This is a genomic window from Kocuria sp. CPCC 205263 (assembly GCF_040981075.1).
In the GTDB taxonomy this organism is placed as follows: domain Bacteria; phylum Actinomycetota; class Actinomycetes; order Actinomycetales; family Micrococcaceae; genus Kocuria; species Kocuria rosea.
Genome location: NZ_JAVKPV010000007.1, coordinates 130972 through 147781 on the forward strand (window position 1 = coordinate 130972; position 16810 = coordinate 147781).

The 16810-nt window shown below is 74.6% G+C and carries 15 protein-coding genes; 5 read left to right on the top strand and 10 right to left on the bottom strand.

The window, feature by feature from the left end; genetic code table 11:
• The first annotated feature begins 46 nt into the window (after positions 1-46).
• Positions 47-2269, top strand: a complete 2223-nt coding sequence (locus RF647_RS13005) for a heavy metal translocating P-type ATPase (protein ID WP_368812146.1) — start codon at positions 47-49, stop codon at positions 2267-2269.
• 83 nt (positions 2270-2352) lie between these two features.
• Here the strand turns inward: RF647_RS13005 and RF647_RS13010 are convergent, their stop codons facing one another.
• The 4 genes from RF647_RS13010 to RF647_RS13025 all read right to left on the bottom strand — a co-directional run bounded on the left by RF647_RS13010 (position 2353) and on the right by RF647_RS13025 (position 5483).
• Positions 2353-2544, bottom strand: coding sequence for a hypothetical protein (locus tag RF647_RS13010; protein ID WP_368812067.1), 192 nt, complete (start codon positions 2542-2544; stop codon positions 2353-2355).
• A 219-nt stretch (positions 2545-2763) separates the two neighbouring features.
• Positions 2764-3213 (bottom strand): hypothetical protein, encoded by a 450-nt coding sequence (locus RF647_RS13015; protein WP_368812068.1) that lies wholly within the window; start codon positions 3211-3213, stop codon positions 2764-2766.
• A gap of 60 nt (positions 3214-3273) precedes the next feature.
• Entirely contained in the window at positions 3274-3864 is a 591-nt protein-coding gene (locus RF647_RS13020; protein WP_368812069.1) for a DUF308 domain-containing protein, read from the bottom strand.
• A 68-nt stretch (positions 3865-3932) separates the two neighbouring features.
• Complete coding sequence (locus tag RF647_RS13025) at positions 3933-5483, bottom strand: PLP-dependent aminotransferase family protein (protein ID WP_368812070.1); 1551 nt, start codon at positions 5481-5483, stop codon at positions 3933-3935.
• Between the two features lie 93 nt (positions 5484-5576).
• On the opposite strand from RF647_RS13025, the gene pdxS reads away from it, so the two are divergent.
• Positions 5577-6542: a pyridoxal 5'-phosphate synthase lyase subunit PdxS gene (pdxS, locus tag RF647_RS13030; RefSeq protein WP_368812071.1), complete on the top strand. Its 966-nt coding sequence runs from the start codon at positions 5577-5579 to the stop codon at positions 6540-6542.
• Complete coding sequence (gene pdxT / locus RF647_RS13035; protein ID WP_368812072.1) at positions 6539-7141, top strand: pyridoxal 5'-phosphate synthase glutaminase subunit PdxT; 603 nt, start codon at positions 6539-6541, stop codon at positions 7139-7141. Before pdxS ends, pdxT begins: the two co-directional genes overlap by 4 nt.
• Before the next feature lie 25 nt (positions 7142-7166).
• On the opposite strand, the gene RF647_RS13040 is transcribed toward pdxT, so the two are convergent.
• The 6 genes from RF647_RS13040 to RF647_RS13065 all read right to left on the bottom strand — a co-directional run bounded on the left by RF647_RS13040 (position 7167) and on the right by RF647_RS13065 (position 13553).
• Positions 7167-8051, bottom strand: a complete 885-nt coding sequence (locus RF647_RS13040) for a YgcG family protein (RefSeq protein ID WP_368812073.1) — start codon at positions 8049-8051, stop codon at positions 7167-7169.
• Between the two features lie 136 nt (positions 8052-8187).
• Entirely contained in the window at positions 8188-9081 is an 894-nt protein-coding gene (locus RF647_RS13045; RefSeq protein WP_368812074.1) for a universal stress protein, read from the bottom strand.
• 39 nt (positions 9082-9120) lie between these two features.
• Positions 9121-10113, bottom strand: a complete 993-nt coding sequence (locus tag RF647_RS13050) for a universal stress protein (RefSeq protein ID WP_368812075.1) — start codon at positions 10111-10113, stop codon at positions 9121-9123.
• Positions 10114-10163: 50 nt separating this feature from the next.
• Positions 10164-11516 carry an MATE family efflux transporter gene (locus tag RF647_RS13055; protein WP_368812076.1) on the bottom strand — a complete coding sequence of 451 codons (1353 nt, stop codon included), beginning with the start codon at positions 11514-11516 and terminating at the stop codon, positions 10164-10166.
• Positions 11517-11590: 74 nt separating this feature from the next.
• Positions 11591-13048, bottom strand: coding sequence for a benzaldehyde dehydrogenase (locus RF647_RS13060; protein ID WP_368812077.1), 1458 nt, complete (start codon positions 13046-13048; stop codon positions 11591-11593).
• 127 nt (positions 13049-13175) lie between these two features.
• Entirely contained in the window at positions 13176-13553 is a 378-nt protein-coding gene (locus tag RF647_RS13065) for an RNA-binding S4 domain-containing protein (protein ID WP_017832942.1), read from the bottom strand.
• A 291-nt stretch (positions 13554-13844) separates the two neighbouring features.
• On the opposite strand from RF647_RS13065, the gene RF647_RS13070 reads away from it, so the two are divergent.
• Together RF647_RS13070 and RF647_RS13075 are read left to right on the top strand one after the other, a co-directional pair.
• On the top strand, positions 13845-14675 hold the full coding sequence (locus RF647_RS13070; protein WP_109243038.1) for an ABC transporter substrate-binding protein: 831 nt from the start codon (positions 13845-13847) through the stop codon (positions 14673-14675).
• 148 nt (positions 14676-14823) lie between these two features.
• Positions 14824-16803 (top strand): M13 family metallopeptidase, encoded by a 1980-nt coding sequence (locus tag RF647_RS13075; protein ID WP_368812078.1) that lies wholly within the window; start codon positions 14824-14826, stop codon positions 16801-16803.
• Positions 16804-16810 lie beyond the last annotated feature (7 nt).

The following is a 16810-nucleotide window of genomic DNA, read 5'->3' on the forward strand; positions in this document are numbered from 1 at the left end:
CGAGGTCGCCGGGCCCCTGCGCACCCTCGAGCTCGAGATCACGGGCATGACGTGCTCCTCGTGCGTCAGCCGGGTCGAGAAGAAGCTGGGCAGGCTCGACGGCGTCGACGCCTCGGTCAACCTCGCCCTCGAGACCGCCACCGTCCACGTCCCCGCGGGCGTGAGCGACGAGCAGGTCGTCGAGACGGTCGAGAAGGCCGGGTACGGGGCCGTCCTCAAGAACGCGCCCGGGGTCGACGACGCCGGCGGTCCGGACGACTCCGACGCCATGACCCGGGTCGCCGGGCGCGAGGCGTCCTCGCTGCGCTCGCCCGAGTCCCTGCGCCGGCGCCTCCTCGCGGCGGCCGCGCTCTCCGTCCCGGTGTTCGTGATCTCGATGCTGCCCGGCTTCCAGTTCCCGCACTGGGGCTGGGTGGTCGCGGCCCTAAGCCTGCCGGTCCTGACGTGGGCGGCGTGGCCGTTCCACCGCTCGGCGGCGGTCAACGCCCGGCACCTGACCTCCACCATGGACACCCTCGTGTCCCTGGGCGTGTCCGCCGCGTACCTGTTCTCGCTGTGGAACCTGCTGCGCGAGCCCGGCATGACGGCCGGCGCGATGCTCGGCCACGCGATGGACATGAGCGGACACCAGCTCTACTTCGAGACCGGCGCCCTGGTCACCGCGTTCCTGCTGCTGGGCCGCTGGCTGGAGGCCCGGGCGAAGGCCCGCTCCGGCGAGGCGCTGCGCGCGCTGCTGGAGCTCGGCGCGAAGGACGCGGTGGTCCTGCGGGACGGCGTGGAGACGAGCGTGCCCGCGGAGCAGCTGTGCCCGGGGGACCTGGTCGTCGTGCGCCCCGGCGAGAAGATCGCCGCCGACGGCGTGGTCGTGGACGGCCGCTCGGCCGTGGACACGTCCCTGCTCACCGGCGAGTCCCTCCCGGTGGAGGTGGAGGTCGGCGACACCGTCACCGGCGCCACGATCAACACCAACGGCCGGCTGCTGGTCGAGGCGACCCGCGTGGGCGCCGACACCACCCTGGCCCAGATGGGCCGGATGGTGTCCCGGGCGCAGGCGAGCAAGGCCCCCGTGACCCGGCTGGCCGACCGGATCTCCGGGGTCTTCGTCCCGGTCGTCCTGGTGATCGCCCTGGCCACGCTGGCCGGTTGGCTCCTGCTGACCGGGGACGTGAACGCGTCCTTCGTGGCCGCGGTCTCCGTGCTCGTGATCGCCTGCCCCTGCGCCCTGGGCCTGGCCACCCCCACGGCCCTGCTCACCGGCACGGGGCGCGGCGCGCAGCTGGGCATCCTGATCAAGGGCGCCGAGGTGCTCGAGGACACCCGCACCGTGGACACCGTGGTGCTGGACAAGACGGGCACCGTCACGAGCGGGCAGCTCTCCGTGGCGGCCGTGACGCCCGTGTCCGGGTACTCCCGGGACCAGGTGCTGGACCTCGCGGCCACCGTGGAGCAGCACTCCGAGCACCCCATCGCGCGGGCGGTGGCCGCGGCCACCCCCCACCGGTTCCCGGTCTCCGGGTTCGTCTCGGCCCCCGGAGGCGGCGTCCGCGCGCACGTGGCGGACGGGATGCACTCCCGCTCGGTGGTGGTCGGGCGCACCACGTGGCTGTCCGAGAACGGCGTGCGCCTGGACGGCGCCCAGCTCGACGCCCTGCGCCGCGCCCAGGAGGGCGGGTTCACCACGATCCTCGTGGCCGTCGACGGGGCCCTCGTCGGCTTCGTCGACCTGCGCGACACCGTCAAGGACGACGCCCGCGAGGCGGTCGCCCGGCTCAAGGAGCTGGGCCTGCGCCCCATGCTGCTGACCGGCGACAACGAGCCCGTGGCCCGGGCCGTCGCCGCGGAGGCCGGCATCGCCGCCGAGGACGTCGTCGCCGACGTCAGCCCGGAGGGCAAGGTCGCGGTGGTCCGCGACCTCCAGGACGACGGCCGCGTGGTCGCCATGGTGGGCGACGGGGTCAACGACGCCGCGGCCCTGGCGCAGGCCAACCTCGGGATCGCGATGGGCGCCGGCACGGACGCGGCGATCGAGGCCGCGGACATCACGGTGGTGCGCAGCGACGTCGGGTCGGTGCCCACGGCCATCGCCCTGTCCCGCCGGACCCTGTCGATCATCAAGTCGAACCTGTTCTGGGCCTTCGCCTACAACACGGTGGCCATCCCCGTGGCCGCCGCGGGACTGCTCAACCCCGTGATCGCGGGGGCCGCCATGGCCTTCAGCTCCGTGTTCGTGGTGCTGAACTCCCTGCGGCTGCGGAGCTTCGGCCGCTGAGCCAGCCGGACGCGACGACGCCCCGGGAAGGACCCTTGGCCCTTCCCGGGGCGTCGTGCGTTCTGTCAGGCGCTGCTCCGGGGTCAGACGGAGCCCGGGTCGACCGGGCTCTCCTCGTCCTCCTCGAGCTCGGGCACCTCGGACTTGTGGTCCTCCTGGGCCACGTCCGTGGGGTCCTGGTCGGCGCCGTCCTTTTCCTGGTCGGCCATCCGCTGCTGGACCTTGCGCTCGAACTCCTCGTCGCCCTCGGTGGGCGGTTCCGCCTGCTGGCTCATGCTGGTTCCCGTCGTCCGGTCTCGAGCAGGGCGCGGGTTCGGGCCCTGCTGCTCAGGTGCCGTCCCAATCTACCCAGCGCCCGGCCGGACGCGACAGGGCTGTCCGCCGGAGCGGGTCCCTCCCGGGAGCGGGCGCGGAGCGCGCAGGGCCCCGAAAGAGCCGGATCCCCGCACGAGCGGGGGTCCGGCTCGTTCCGGGGCCTCATGCGGGCGGGATGCTCAGGCGCGCGGGGCGGGGCCGTCGTCGTCCGGGCCGTCCGCCGGGGCGGGGCCGTCGGCGGGGCGGCGGCCGAGGAGGTCCTCGCCCTCGGTGTCGGGCCGGACGCGCTGGCCGAACTCGGCCTCACCGGGGGGCCGCGCGGCGGCCTGCCGCCGGACCCGGGCCTCGGCGTAGAGCTTGGCCGAGGAGCGGTTGACGCCCGTGCCCGCGCCGAGGTGGGGGTCGTTGGGCTTCTCGACGATCATCAGCGTGGCGCTGATCACGAGCGTCACGATGAACGCGATGCCGGCGGCGATGAAGGCGAGGTCCAGGCGCAGGGGGTTGTCCGTGCCGCCGCTGGCGAAGATGCCCACGGCGACGAACGCGATCGCCGCGAGCACGGCGGACAGGATCAGGGGGCCCTTGACGTCGGCCCGGAAGCCGCCTCTCGAGCCCTTGCGCTGCACCACTGGTCCTCCTCGTGAGCTGATGTCCCCGGCGGGCCGGGGCCTGCCGTGCGGTAGCCCAGTCTACGCGGTCCCGGCGGGGGCCCGTCCCCGGCGGTCCTCGTGCCGGAGCGTGAGGGCGGCCAGCAGGTGGGTGACGCCGATGACCACCGCGGCGGCCCCCACCACCCCGAAGAGCGCCTTGGGGCCGAGGTCCACCACGAGGACGAGACCGGTGGCGGCGAGGACCGTGACCAGCCCGGCGATGGTCCAGTCGCGGCCCAGCGGGAAGGTCGTGCGGAACTTCAGCCCGAGCGCCAGCTCCGTGAGCCCGGCCAGGCCCATGATGGAGGCCGCGTAGACCACGAGCCACGCGGGGGTGTCGGCGCCGAGGATCGTGAAGACCCCGCCCAGGAGGTACAGCACACCGTAGGACTGCGGGATCTGCCGGGTGGGGCCCATGTCCACGTGGTCGTTGCCGTTGAGGCGCAGCTGCAGGAGCACGCTCGCCGCGCCCGTGAGCACGAGGTACAGCCCCACGCCCCAGGCCACCACGGGCAGCGTCGGCTCCTGCCAGAACACGGTCACGGCGCCGAACACCAGCGCCACGAGCGCGCGCAGCAGCGTGGGCGCGAACAGGTCGCGGTGGATGCCGGTGCTCGGGTGGGGGTTCACGGTGCGCCTTTCATCGGAGCGTGCTCGCGGGACGGCCTGACGGGGAGGCCCGCGGGGCACCGGCCAGTCTAGCGACCGCGTGCGTGGCCGGGCGCCGAGAGCACCCGGGCCAGGACCGCGAGGGCGTCCGGCAGGGCGTCCCCCTCCGGGGCGGCACCGGTGGCGCCGAAGCCGACGACGACGCCGCGGCGGCCGCCCCCCGCGCCGTGCGCCCAGTACGAGCCCAGCGCCGCCACCCGCACGCCCGCGGCCGCGGCCCGGTCCACCACGTCCTGCTCCGCCAGCGGAACCTCCCCGGTGAACTCGAGGACGGCGTGCAACCCCCCGTCCATGGGCACGGCCCGCACCCCGTGGACCCCGGCGAGGGCCGCGGTGAGCAGGTCCCGCCGGCGCCGGTACTCCCGCCGCATCCGGGCGGTGTGCCGGCGCAGGCCACCGTCGGCCAGGAAGCGGGCCATGGCGTCCTGGGCGACCGCGGAGGCCGGGTTGCCCAGGTCCGTGCGCAGCCGCAGCAGGTCCTCCCGGAGGGCGGGCGGGGCCAGCAGGTAGCCGACCCCCAGCCCGGGCGCGAGGACCTTGGTGAACGAGCCCAGCGTGGCCACGTGGCCGCCGGCACCGAGCAGCCGGCCAGGGGCGGGGGGCTCCGGCACGGCGCCCGGGGCGTGGTCGAGGGAGGACAGCGCGGGCAGCGGCTCGCCCACGTAGCGCAGCTCGGAGTCGTAGTCGTCCTCCACGATCAGCGCGTCGTGGGCGCGCGCCCAGCCGAGCAGCTCGAGCCGGCGGACGGCGGGCATCGACGCCCCGAGGGGGTACTGGTGGCTGGGGGTGACGATCACGGCGTCCGGGGGCCGCTCGATCTCCCACTCCCCCGGGCCGGCCCACGCCCCGGACGGCAGCCGGGCGGGGTCGAGGCCCTGGTCGTCGATCGGCACCGGCAGCACCTCGTGGCCGAGCCGCTCCGGCACCCGGCGCAGCGAGGGGTAGCCGGGGTCCTCGACGGCGACGCGCAGTCCGCGGCCCGCGTGGCCGCCGAGCACCGCGAGCAGCAGCTGGAGCCCGTCCCGCGCGCCCGCCGTGACGAAGAGGTCCTCGGGGTCCCGGACCACGCCGCGCATCAGCCGCAGGTGCTCGGCGATCTGCTCGCGCAGCGGCTCCGAGCCCTGGGGCGGGGGCGCCCCCGTGCCGGCGGCGGCCGCGGCGTCCCGCCACGCGGCGCGCCACTGCGGGGTGGCCAGCCGTCCGGTGTCGGGCCGGCCGGGCGTGAGGTCGATCATGGGCCGCTCCCGGGGCCGGCGCCGCGGCGCCGCGGCCGGGCGGGGGCCGGGCCGGGCCGCCGGGGGCTCCGTGCGGGAACGGGCCAGATCGGGGTGGACCACGGTGGCGCCGTTGGTCGCGTGCAGATAGCCCTCGCCGTGGAGCTGGTCGTAAGCGGTGACCACGGAACCGCGCGAGATCCCCAGCCGGGCGGCGAGCCCGCGCGTGGAGGGCAGCGCGTCCCCCGGCCGCAGGGCCCCGGAGACCACCAGCTCCCGCAGCTGCTGGACGAGCTGGGCAGGCAGCGGCGCGGGATCGGCCCGGTCCACGCGCACGGGCAGCTCGACGTCGTGGGGGTGCCGCACGGTCCGCTCCTCTCCCCGGAATTCCTGTGGTCCAACAGATTCTATCGATGGTGGACCTGTCGGTGGACCACTCACGGCCGCACGATGGACTGCATGACCGATCTGCAGACCGCCCATGCCCAGAACCCCGCCGGCGGCGCCACCCGCCCCGCCGCCTCGGACGCGACTCCGCTGACCGGCTCCCCGCTCGTCAAGCGCGGCCTCGCCGACATGCTCAAGGGCGGCGTCATCATGGACGTCGTCACCGCCGAGCAGGCCCGCATCGCCGAGGACGCCGGCGCCGTGGCCGTGATGGCCCTCGAGCGCGTGCCGGCCGACATCCGCGCGCAGGGCGGCGTGGCCCGCATGTCCGACCCCGACCTGATCGAGGGCATCCAGGCCGCCGTCTCCATCCCCGTCATGGCGAAGGTGCGCATCGGCCACTTCGTGGAGGCGCAGGTGCTCGAGCACCTGAAGGTCGACTACATCGACGAGTCCGAGGTCCTCTCCCCCGCCGACTACGTCAACCACATCGACAAGCAGCGCTTCACCGTCCCGTTCGTGTGCGGGGCCACCAACCTGGGCGAGGCCCTGCGCCGGCTCGCCGAGGGCGCCGCGATGATCCGCTCGAAGGGCGAGGCCGGCACCGGCGACGTCTCCGAGGCCACCAAGCACATCCGCACCATCCGCGGGCAGATCGCCGAGCTGCAGGCCCTCTACCGGATCTCCCCCGACGCCCTCTACGTGAAGGCGAAGGAACTCGCGGCCTCCTACGACATCGTCCTCGAGGTCGCCCGCACCGGGAAGCTGCCGGTCGTGCTGTTCACCGCCGGCGGCGTGGCCACCCCCGCGGACGCCGCCATGATGATGCAGCTCGGCGCCGACGGCGTGTTCGTGGGCTCCGGGATCTTCAAGTCCGGCAACCCCGCGGCCCGGGCGCAGGCCATCGTGAAGGCCACCGCCTACTTCGACGATCCCGAGAAGATCGCCGAGGCCTCCCGCGGGCTCGGCGAGGCGATGGTCGGCATCAACGTGGGCGACCTCCCGGCCCCGCACCGGCTCGCGGAGCGCGGCTGGTGAGTTCCGCGCCCCGCGTGGGCGTCCTCGCCCTCCAGGGCGGGGTCGCCGAGCACGCCGCGATGCTGCGGGAGCTGGGCGCCGAGCCCGTGCTCGTGAAGACGGCCGAGCAGCTCACCGGGCTGGACGCGATCGTCCTGCCCGGCGGGGAGTCCTCCACCGTGGACCGGCTGCTGCGCCTGTTCGGGCTGCGGGAGCCGCTGCGGGACGCCGTGCTCGGCGGCCTGCCCACGCTGGGCACGTGCGCCGGCCTCATCCTGCTCGCGTCCGGCATCGAGGACCCCGCCCCCGGCCAGCAGTCCCTCGAGGTCCTGGACGTCACCGTGGCCCGCAACGCGTTCGGACCCCAGACGGCGTCCGAGGAGGTCGTGCTCGCGTGGGGCCGCGGCGGGGACGTGGTGCGCGCGGCCTTCATCCGTGCCCCCGCGGTGACCCGCGTCGGCGAGGGCGTCGAGGTCCTCGCCCGGCACCGGGGCGAGGTGGTCGCGGTGGCGAGCGGCGCCGTCGTCGGCATCTCGTTCCATCCCGAGCTGACCGGGGAGACCACGGTGCACCGGCACCTGCTCTCCCTCGTGGCCGCCCGGCGCGGCCTCCCCGCCTGAGCCGCCCCGCCCCGTGCGGGGCGGCTCAGTAGCTGCCGGACGCCCCACCGCCGGTGAAGCCGCCGCCTCCGCCGAACGAGGAGCCGCCCTGTCCGTCCCCGCTCGTGCCTCCGCCCGAGCCGCCGGAGTACAGCCCCGGGTTGGCCAGGTAGAGCGGGAGCCACACGGCCGGGTTCGTGACGGCGTCCGGCTTGCGGTGGTGGTAGCGGTACGTCCGGTAGGCCGCGCGCTGCTCCTCGGTGAGCCGCAGCTCCGGGTCGCGCTGCCGGGCCGCCCGCAGCTCCTCGTCGGCGATGCGGCGCCGGCGGCGGAGGTCCGCGGCGATCCACCACGCCACCAGCACGCCGACCAGGCCGAAGCCGCCCGCGACCCAGCCGAACAGGGCCCAGTCGAAGGGCTCCTGCGGCGGCTGCCCGCCCTGCGCGTAGACGTGGATCTGCTCGACGGCCTCGCCGAGTCCCTGCGCGTAGCGCTCGTCCGCGAAGGCCGGCGCCAGCACGTCCTCCACCACGCGTTCCGCCTCGTCGTCCGAGAACCGCTCGCGCACCCCGTCCGCGGTCTCGATGCGCAGCTCCCGGTCCCCGGTGGCGGCGACCACGAGCACGCCGTTGTCCGTCCCGGCGTCGCCCACCTCCCAGGCGGTGGCGACCTCGCGGGCGTAGTCCTCGATCGAGCCGGTCGCCTCCTCCACGGTGAGCACGGCGATGCGAGCGGCGTCCGTGCCGGCTCCGCGGTCCTCGATCAGGGCGTCGAGCTCCTGCTCCTGCGCGTCCGTCAGGACGCCGGCGGAGTCCAGGACGTTGGACCCGGCCGGCCGGGCGGGGACCTCCACCGGGTCCGCCGTCCCGCCCGAACACCCGGTGAGCGCGGCGAGGGCCAGGGCGGTCGCGGCGAGTGCTCTGCGGTCCACGGTGTGCTCCCGTCCGTCCGCGGGCGCTCCGCGGGCTCCTCCCCAGGATGGCCCGGCGGCACCGGTCGGCGGATCCGCCCGCAGGAGGAGCCCCCGGTCCTGGACGGCCGGGGGCTCCTCCTGCGGGCGGACCGGGTCAGCTCTTCCGGCGGGTCGGGACCACCATCACGGGGCCCTCGCCCTCCTGCAGCACGGCCTGGGAGACGGAGCCCATGAGCAGCCCGCGGAACCCGCCGTAGCCGCGGCTGCCGACCACCACGAGCTCCGCCGACCGCCCGGCCTCCACGAGCTGGTCCGCCGGCTGGCCGGAGAAGACGAACGTCTCGACGTCCAGCTCCGGGTGGTCCTCCCGGACCGACTCCGCCACCTGGTCCACGAGGGACTGTGCGGGCTCGGTGAGCTGCTCGCGCACGGCCCGGTCCAGGTCCGCGGAGCCCGTCGGCATGCTCATGGCTTCCGGCACCACGGTGACCAGCGCCAGGCCCGCGCCGTGCCGTGCGGCGTACCGCCCGGCCGCCAGAACGGCCGGGTTGTCCCGGCCGAGCCGGTCCACGCCGACCACCACGCGGCCCGCGAAGGGGCCGGTCGCCCCGCGGGCGCCTCGTGCCCCCGGGTCCCAGCGGTCCGGGAGGACGATCACGGGGCACTTCGCGTGCGCCGCCGCCGCGGCCGTGACCGATCCGAGGCGGCCGCGCACCCCGCGCCGGCCCCGGCGGCCGAGCACCAAGGACGCGGCGTCCTCCGACTCGTGCACCAGCACCCCGGCCGCGTCACCGCGCTCGACGACTGCGACCGCGGTGACGCCGGCGTCCCGGGCCCGGGTGACGGCGGCGGCGGCGACCTTGTCCGCCTCCTCCTCGATCGCCTCCAGGAACGGCCCGTAGAGACTGGGGTCCACGGCGACGGGCCGGCCCATGGAGACCACCACCCTGAGCTCGCCGGCGAGGGTGCCGGCCTCCTGGATCGCCCAGTCCAGGGCCCGTTCGCTGTTCTCGGAGCCGTCGTAGCCGACGACGATCTGTTCCGTCACGGGGTGCCGCCTCCTGGTCTCGCCGTGGGGGTGGGGTGCTCAGGAGCGGTGCGCGGGCACCACCATGACCGGGCCGGTGGCGTTCTCCAGCACCGCTTGGGAGACCGAGCCGAGCAGCAGCCCCCGGAAGCCGCCGATGCCGCGGGAGCCCACCACGACCATGTCCGCGGAGTGCGTGGCGTTCATCAGGATGCGGGCGGGTCGGCCCACGAAGATGTGGTGCTCGACCGTCAGCCCGGGGTGCTGCGCGGCGATCTCGTCGGAGATCTGGGTGAGCTTCTGGTCCGCCTCGTGGAAGTACCGGGCCTGGTTGAACTCGTCCTGGAACCAGGAGGGCGTGCCGGACAGGGCCCCGTTCACGGAGACCAGCGCCAGGGCCTTGCCGTGCTCCTGGGCGTAGGCCACGGCCTTGCCCAGCGCCGGGCTGCGGGAGCCGAGGGCGTCCAGGCCCACGACCACCCGGCCGGTGAAGTCGATCTGGTCGGCCTTGACCGGCCCGTCGGCCTCGAGCGCGAAGTCGCCCGCGCTGCCGCCGCGCCGCTCGGGGTGCCGTTCGGGGCTCCGGCTCTCGGCGGCCTCGGGGACGATGATCACCGGGCACTTCGCGTGCGCGGCGACCGCCGCGGACACCGAGCCCAGCCGGCCGCGCAGCGCGCCGCCGCGACCGCGCTTGCCCATCACCACGAGCGCGGCCTCGCCCGACTGCTCCACGACGGCCTTGGCGGCGTCCCCGCCCGCCTCCACGACCTCGACGGGCAGTCCCGCCTGCTCCACGGTCTGCCGGGCCTCGGCCAGGTGGCCGGCGTTCTCCTTCATCACGGCCTCGGTGAACCGCATCTCGAGGCCGGGGTCCCCGACCCCGATGACCGGGTAGGCGCCGAGCAGGCGCACGGTCAGGTCCTGGGCGCGGGCCTCCTCGAGGGCACGCTCGAGCGCGTGGCGGGCCTGGTCGGATCCGTCGATGCCGACGAGCACGACGTTGTGCTCGGAGTCGGCGGTGGGCTGGTTCTCTGCGCGAGGATCACTGTTCATGTCTGCATCGTAGGTGATCCACCCCACAACACCGGGTGCGCTCAGGGTTGTTACCATGCGTTCCGGAGCAGCCAGGAGTCGCCGCGGGCCCGCAGCCCCAGGGTCAGGGCCCGGGCGCCCAGGTAGCCGCCGGCGTAGGCGGTCCACAGCCACACGAACCCCCCGGCGCCCGCCCCGGCGGAGTGCGCCACGAGCAGCAGCAACGGGGCGTAGACCGCCAGGTTGAGCACCCCGGCCACCGCGAGGTAGCGCGCGTCGCCGGCGCCGATGAGCACCCCGTCCAGGACGAAGACGTACGCGGCCAGCGGCTGGCCGACCGCCACCACCAGCAGGGCCGCCGCGAACAGGGCCTGCACCGCGGGATCGGGGCTGAGCAGGAACCCCAGTCGCGTGCCGATCAGGGCCACGAGGAGGCCCGTGACCACGCCGAAGCCGAGCCCCCACAGGACCAGCCGGTTCATGAGGGTCCGGACCGCCCGCCGCTGCACGGGATCGGTCACGTCCCGCGCCCCCATGTCCCGGCCCAGCAGTGCCTGCGCCGCGATGGCGAGGGCGTCGAGGGCGTAGGCCAGGAAGTTGAAGAACGTCATCACGAGCTGGTGCGCGGCGAGGTTCTGGGCGCCCTGTCCCGTGACCACCAGGACGGTCGCGAGGATCGCGACCCGCAGGGACACGGTGCGCAGCATGAGCCAGGAGCCCACCGTGAGGTGCGAGCGCAGCCGGGGCCACGTGGTCGCGGGCCCCACGCCGTGCTCGCGGGCGAGCCGGCGGAGGATCCGCAGGTACGCCAGCGCCATGGCCCACTGCACGGCGCTCGTGCCGATCGCCGCGCCGGCCACCCCCAGGTCCGCCCCGTGCACGAGCAGGAGGTTGAGCCCCGCGTTGGCCGCGGCCCCGACCCCGGCGATGAGCAGCGGGGTCCTGGTGTCCTGGAGGCCGCGGAGCACACCGGTGGCCGCGAGCACCAGGAGCATGGCGGTCAGTCCGGGCAGGGACCAGTGCAGGTAGACGACGGCGTGCTCCAGGACCTCGCCGCGCGCGCCCATCAGCGCCAGCAGCGGCCGGCCCAGCGCCCAGCCCGCCGCGGACAGGAGCAGGCCGAACCCCGCGGCCACCCACAGCCCGTCCCGGCCCACCGCCACGGCCTCCTGGAGCCGGCCCGCCCCGAGGTGCCGGGCCACCGCAGGGGTGGCGCTGTAGGCGAGGAAGACCATGAGCCCCACGACCGTCTGCAGGACGGCCGCGGCCACGCCCACGCCGGCGAGCTGGGGGGTGCCGAGGTGGCCGACGATCGCGGAGTCCGCCAGCAGGAACAGCGGCTCGGCCACGAGCGCCCCGAAGGCGGGGACGGCCAGGGCCAGGATCTGCCGGTTGAGGCCGCGGGGGCGGGAGGTCGTCGTCACCGGTCCAGGCTACCGACGACCTCCCGCCCCCGCGGCGCACCCCCGGACGGGATGCGGTCCGGGAGCAGCGGTGCTCAGAAGGGGTAGTGCGGGACGTCCGGGCTGATCGTGATCCACTGCGTCTCGGTGAACGCGTCGATGTTGGCGGTCGGTCCGCCGAACCGGGAGCCGGTGCCGGAGGCGCCCATGCCGCCGAAGGGGGCGTTGGCCTCGTCGGCGACCGTCATCTCGTTGATGTGGATCTTGCCGGAGCGGATTCTGTCGGCGATCTTCATGGCCTCGCCGACGTCCCCGACGATGGACACCGAGAGCCCGTACTCGGAGGCGTTGGCGAACTCCACCGCCTCCTCCGCGCTGGACACCTTCATCACGGGCGCCACCGGCCCGAAGATCTCGTCCTTCCAGGCCGTCATCTCGTGGGTCAGCTCGGAGAGCACCGTGGGCCGGTAGAACAGGCCCTCGTGGGACCCCCCGGCCACCACCCGGGCGCCGGCGATGGCGGTCTCCTGCACGATCGCGTCGATGGCCTTGAGCTGGCGCTCGTCGATGATCGGGCCGAGGTGCACGGGTCCGCCGGAGGGGTCCCCGACCACCAGGGCCTCCGCCTTCGCCGCGAGCTTGTCCACGTACTCGTCGTGCAGGTCCTCGTGCACCAGGTGGCGCCCGGTGGTCATGCAGATCTGTCCCTGGTGGAAGAAGGAGCCCATCGCCCCGACCCCCGCGGCCAGGTCCACGTCCGCGCCGGGCAGGACGATGACCACGTTGTTGCCGCCCAGCTCGAGGTGGGCGCGCTTGAGGTGCTGCGCCGCCGCGGCGCCCACGTGCCGGCCGGCGGCCGTGGACCCGGTGAAGGACACGACGTTCACGTGCGGGGCCTCGACCGTGGCGGCTCCGACGTCACCGCCGCCGGGCAGCAGCTGCAGGACGCCGGGCGGCAGCCCGGCCTCCTCGAAGACGCGCATGATGAGCGCGCCGCCGGTGACCGAGGTGCGGGGGTCCGGCTTGAGCAGCACCGCGTTGCCCAGGGCCAGGGCGGGGGCCACGGAGCGGATCGAGAGGATCAGCGGGAAGTTGAACGGCGAGATCACGGAGACCACCCCGACCGGCACCCGGCGGGACAGCGACCAGTGCGGGGCGTCGGAGGGCAGGTACTCCCCGTGCGGGTGGCTCGGCAGCGCCGAGGACTCGTAGCACTCCGCGGCCGCGACCGAGGCCTCCAGCCCGGCCTTGGGCTGGATCGCCCCGGTCTCCCGGACCACCCAGTCCATGACCTCCTCGGCGTGCTCCTCGAACAGCAGGCCGGCGCGGCGCAGCACCGCGGCGCGCTCGGAGGGCTTCAGCGCCGTCCACTCCTTCTGGGCCGCCGCGGCCTTCTCGGCCGCCTCGTACACGTCCTCGGGGGAAGCGAGGCCGATCTGCCCCAGCGTCTCGTCCGTCGACGGGTTCGTGACGTCCTCGGTGCCGCCGCGGCCGTCGCGCCATCCGTTGACGTAGATCTTTCCGGTCCACACCGATGTGTCCAGCAGTGCCATGGGTCGAACTCCTCGGGTTCCGGCCGCGGGTCGGACCGCCGGACGGCGGGGTGACCCACGGCACACGTGCAGTGCGGATTATTCTGCGCCTTCCTGGGAACGCGCACGGAACGCCGCGCGGGCGCCGTCACAGCCCCCGGAGGCGGTCCATCTCCCGGCGGTCCTTCTTGGTGGGCCGCCCGGTGCCCCGGTCCCGCCGCGGGACCGCGGCGTGCAGCGCCGGGGGCGGGGGCGGGCTGTGGTCGACGTAGGCCTTCGCGGCGACCGGCGCCCCGACGCGCTTGGTCAGCAGCTGCACCACCTCCAGGACCTGTTCGTGACCGGGACGGCGCACGGCCACCCGCTGGCCGGGCCGCACCGGCTGGGCGGCCTTGACCGAGGTGCCGTCGATCTTCACGTGGCCGGCACGGCACGCGGCCGTGGCGGCGGAGCGGGTCTTGAACACGCGCACCGCCCACAGCCACACGTCCACGCGCACGCTCGCGGGGGCCTGCGGCGCGGTCATCGCGCGCCCCGGTCGCTGCGGCGCTGGTCCTCGGTGCGGGTCATGGGGCCATTGTGCCGAATCCGCCGAGCACGGCCGACGCCGGACGGCTCCGCCGCGGCCGCCCGGGCGCGCCGCACCGGAGGTGTCGCCCGGAGTGGGGACAATGAATTGACTACCGACCAGTGGTGTGCAACATCCCGGCAACGCGCGAACACCTACACTGAGGCACATTCACCGGCGGGCCGCGCACCGGGCACGACGCCGTGCAGCCGGCGGCGGCCCGCCACCTCCCGAGGGAAGGACAGATCCATGAAGAGCAGGTTCCACGGGGCAGCGACCCTGTCCGTGCTGGCCGTCTCCGCGCTGGCCCTGAGCGCGTGCACGAGCACCGGAGGGGGCGAGGAGGCCGCCGGCGAGGGCGAGCTGAGCCTGATCAGCTCCGGCACCCTCACGGTCTGCTCGGACATCCCCTACGCCCCCTTCGAGTACGTCGAGAACGGCGAGACCGTGGGCTTCGACATCGACCTGGTCGACCGGATCGCGCAGGACCTCGGCGTGGAGTCGAACGTCATCACCACGCCCTTCGAGGCCATCGAGACGGGCTCCGCGCTGGACACCGACCAGTGCGACCTCGCCGCGTCCGGCATGACGATCACCGAGGAGCGCGAGTCGGTGATGGACTTCTCGGAGCCGTACCTCGACGACAACCTCGCCCTCCTGGTCGCGCCCGGCTCGGACATCCGCTCCGTGGCGGACATCGCGGGCAAGCGCATCGGCGTGCAGCAGGCCACCACCGGGGAGGCCTACGCCCAGGACAACGGGGCGGACGTGGTCCAGTACGAGACCTCCTCGCTGATGATCCAGGGGCTCAACACCGACGACGTCGAGGCCGCGCTCGGCAACATCTCCGTGACCGGCCCCGCGATCGAGGACAACCCCGAGCTGCAGCTGGTCGAGGAGATCGAGACCGGGGAGCAGCTGGGCCTGGCGGTCAAGACCGGCAACACGGCCCTGCTGGACCAGGTCAACGAGACGCTGGCGGCCATGCAGGAGGACGGCTCCCTCGAGGAGCTCGAGGCCGAGTGGCTGGGCGCCGACGAGGCGGCAGGGTCCGCGAGCCCGGAGCCGGCCGCGAGCTGACCCGTCGTCGCCCCCGGCCCACGGGGGTGACGAGCAGCACGGACGCCGTGGCCCGCGCGAAGCGGACCACGGCGCCGTCGTCCGTAGGCTGGAGCCGGGCGGACGCCCCCGCGCATTCCGCCTCGCCACGACGACAGGGGAAGCTCCCGTGACCACCGACTCCGGCCTCGAGCTGCAGCACGTCCATCCCGGCGTCCGTCCGCAGGACGACCTGTACCGCCACGTCAACGGCGGCTGGATCGAGGCGCACGAGCTGCCGGACGACCGCGCGTTCGACGGCGCCTCCGCGATCCTCACCGACCGGAACACGCAGCGGGTGCACGAGATCGTGCAGGAGGCGCCCGCCGGGTCGCGGATGGGGGCGCTGTACCGGTCCTTCCTCGACGAGGCGCAGATCGAGCGCCGCGGCCTGGCCGCCCTGGCCCCGGACCTCGCGGTGCTCGACGCCGCCCGGGGCCGGGAGGGGCTCGCCCGCGCCTCGGCCGCCCTGCACCGCACGGGCGTGGACGGGCCGCTGTCCTTCTTCGTGGAGAACGACTCCCGGGACTCCTCCCGCTACTCCTTCTTCCTGCGCCAGGACGGGCTGTCCCTGCCCACGGACAGCTACTACACGGACCCGCAGCACGAGCGGCTGCGCACGGCGTTCACCGCCCACGTCGCGGCGATGCTCGAGCTCGCGGGCCTGCCGGTCCGCTGGGGCGTGCCCGCCGGGGACGCCGCGGCGACCGTGCTCGCCATGGAGACGCAGCTCGCCGCCGCCCACTGGGACACCGTCTCCGCACGGGACGTCGAGGAGATGTACAACCCCGTGGACGTGGCCGGCCTGGAGGCCATGGCGCCCGGCTTCCCGTGGACGGCGTGGCTCGAGGGCACCGCCCCGGAGCGCGGCGCGGAGATCTTCGACCGGGTCATCGTGCGCCAGCCATCCTTCGTGGCGCAGCTGGGCCGGCTGTGGCAGGAGTGGTCCGAGGAGCAGATCCGGATCTGGCAGTCGTGGCGGATCGTGTCCAAGCGCGCCCCGTTCCTGCCCCGGCCGTTCGTCGAGGAGAACTTCCGCTTCTACAGCACCGCCCTGTCCGGGATCACCCGCCCCCGCGAGCGCTGGAAGCGGGCCGAGTTCCTGGTCACCCGGATCCTCGGCGACGACGTGGCGCGCGAGTACGTGGCCCGGTGGTTCCCGCCGGCGCACAAGGCCCGGGTGGAGCAGCTCGTGGCGCACCTGCTGGCCGCGTACCGGGAGCGGATCTCGCGGCTCGAGTGGATGTCGGAGGCCACCCGGGCCCGCGCCCTGGAGAAGCTGTCCACGTTCACGGTCAAGGTCGGCTACCCGGGAACCTGGCGGGACTACTCCTCCCTGGAGCCGGACCCCGAGGACCTGCTCGGCAACGTCCGGGCGGGGCTGGCGCTGGAGCACGACCGCACCGTCGGGAAGATGGGCACCCCCGTGGACCGCGGTGAGTGGTTCCTCTACCCCCACTGGGTCAACGCCTACTTCCACCCCGTGCTCAACGAGGTGGTCTTCCCCGCCGGGATCCTGCAGCCGCCGTTCTTCGACATCGAGGCCGACGACGCCGTGTGCTACGGCGCGATCGGCTCCGTGATCGGCCACGAGATCGGCCACGGCTTCGACGACCAGGGCGCCAAGTACGACGCCCGGGGCCACCTGGAGAACTGGTGGACGGACGAGGACCGGGCGGAGTTCGCCCGGCGCACCGCCGCGCTCGTCGCCCAGTACGACGGCTGCACGCCGCGCGGGCTGGACCCGGCCCGGCACCGCGTCAGCGGGGCCTTCACGGTGGGCGAGAACATCGGGGACCTGGGCGGGCTGGAGATCGCCCTGGTGGCCTACCGGATGTCCCTGGCCGAGCGGGGCCTGGACCAGGACAGCGCGCCGGTGCTCGACGGCCTGACCGGCGCGGAGCGCTTCTTCTACGCCTACGCGGCGCTGTGGCGCTCGACCGCCCGGGAGCAGGAGCTGGTCAACCGGCTGGCCACCGACCCGCACGCCCCGGACGAGTTCCGCTGCAACCGGGTGGTGCAGAACATGTTCGCGTTCCACGACACCTTCGGCACCCGCCCCGGCGACGGCCTGTGGCTGCCCCCGGAGGAGCGCGTCAACATCTGGTGACCGGCCC

Excerpts from the sequence above, each read along its gene's own strand:
- RF647_RS13060 (WP_368812077.1), bottom strand. The coding sequence starts at position 13,048 with ATGGCACTGCTGGACACATCGGTGTGGACCGGAAAGATCTACGTCAAC.
- RF647_RS13070 (WP_109243038.1), top strand. The coding sequence starts at position 13,845 with ATGAAGAGCAGGTTCCACGGGGCAGCGACCCTGTCCGTGCTGGCCGTC.
- RF647_RS13065 (WP_017832942.1), bottom strand. The coding sequence starts at position 13,553 with ATGACCGCGCCGCAGGCCCCCGCGAGCGTGCGCGTGGACGTGTGGCTG.
- RF647_RS13010 (WP_368812067.1), bottom strand. The coding sequence starts at position 2,544 with ATGAGCCAGCAGGCGGAACCGCCCACCGAGGGCGACGAGGAGTTCGAG.
- RF647_RS13050 (WP_368812075.1), bottom strand. The coding sequence starts at position 10,113 with ATGAACAGTGATCCTCGCGCAGAGAACCAGCCCACCGCCGACTCCGAG.
- pdxS (WP_368812071.1), top strand. The coding sequence starts at position 5,577 with ATGACCGATCTGCAGACCGCCCATGCCCAGAACCCCGCCGGCGGCGCC.
- RF647_RS13005 (WP_368812146.1), top strand. The coding sequence starts at position 47 with ATGACGTGCTCCTCGTGCGTCAGCCGGGTCGAGAAGAAGCTGGGCAGG.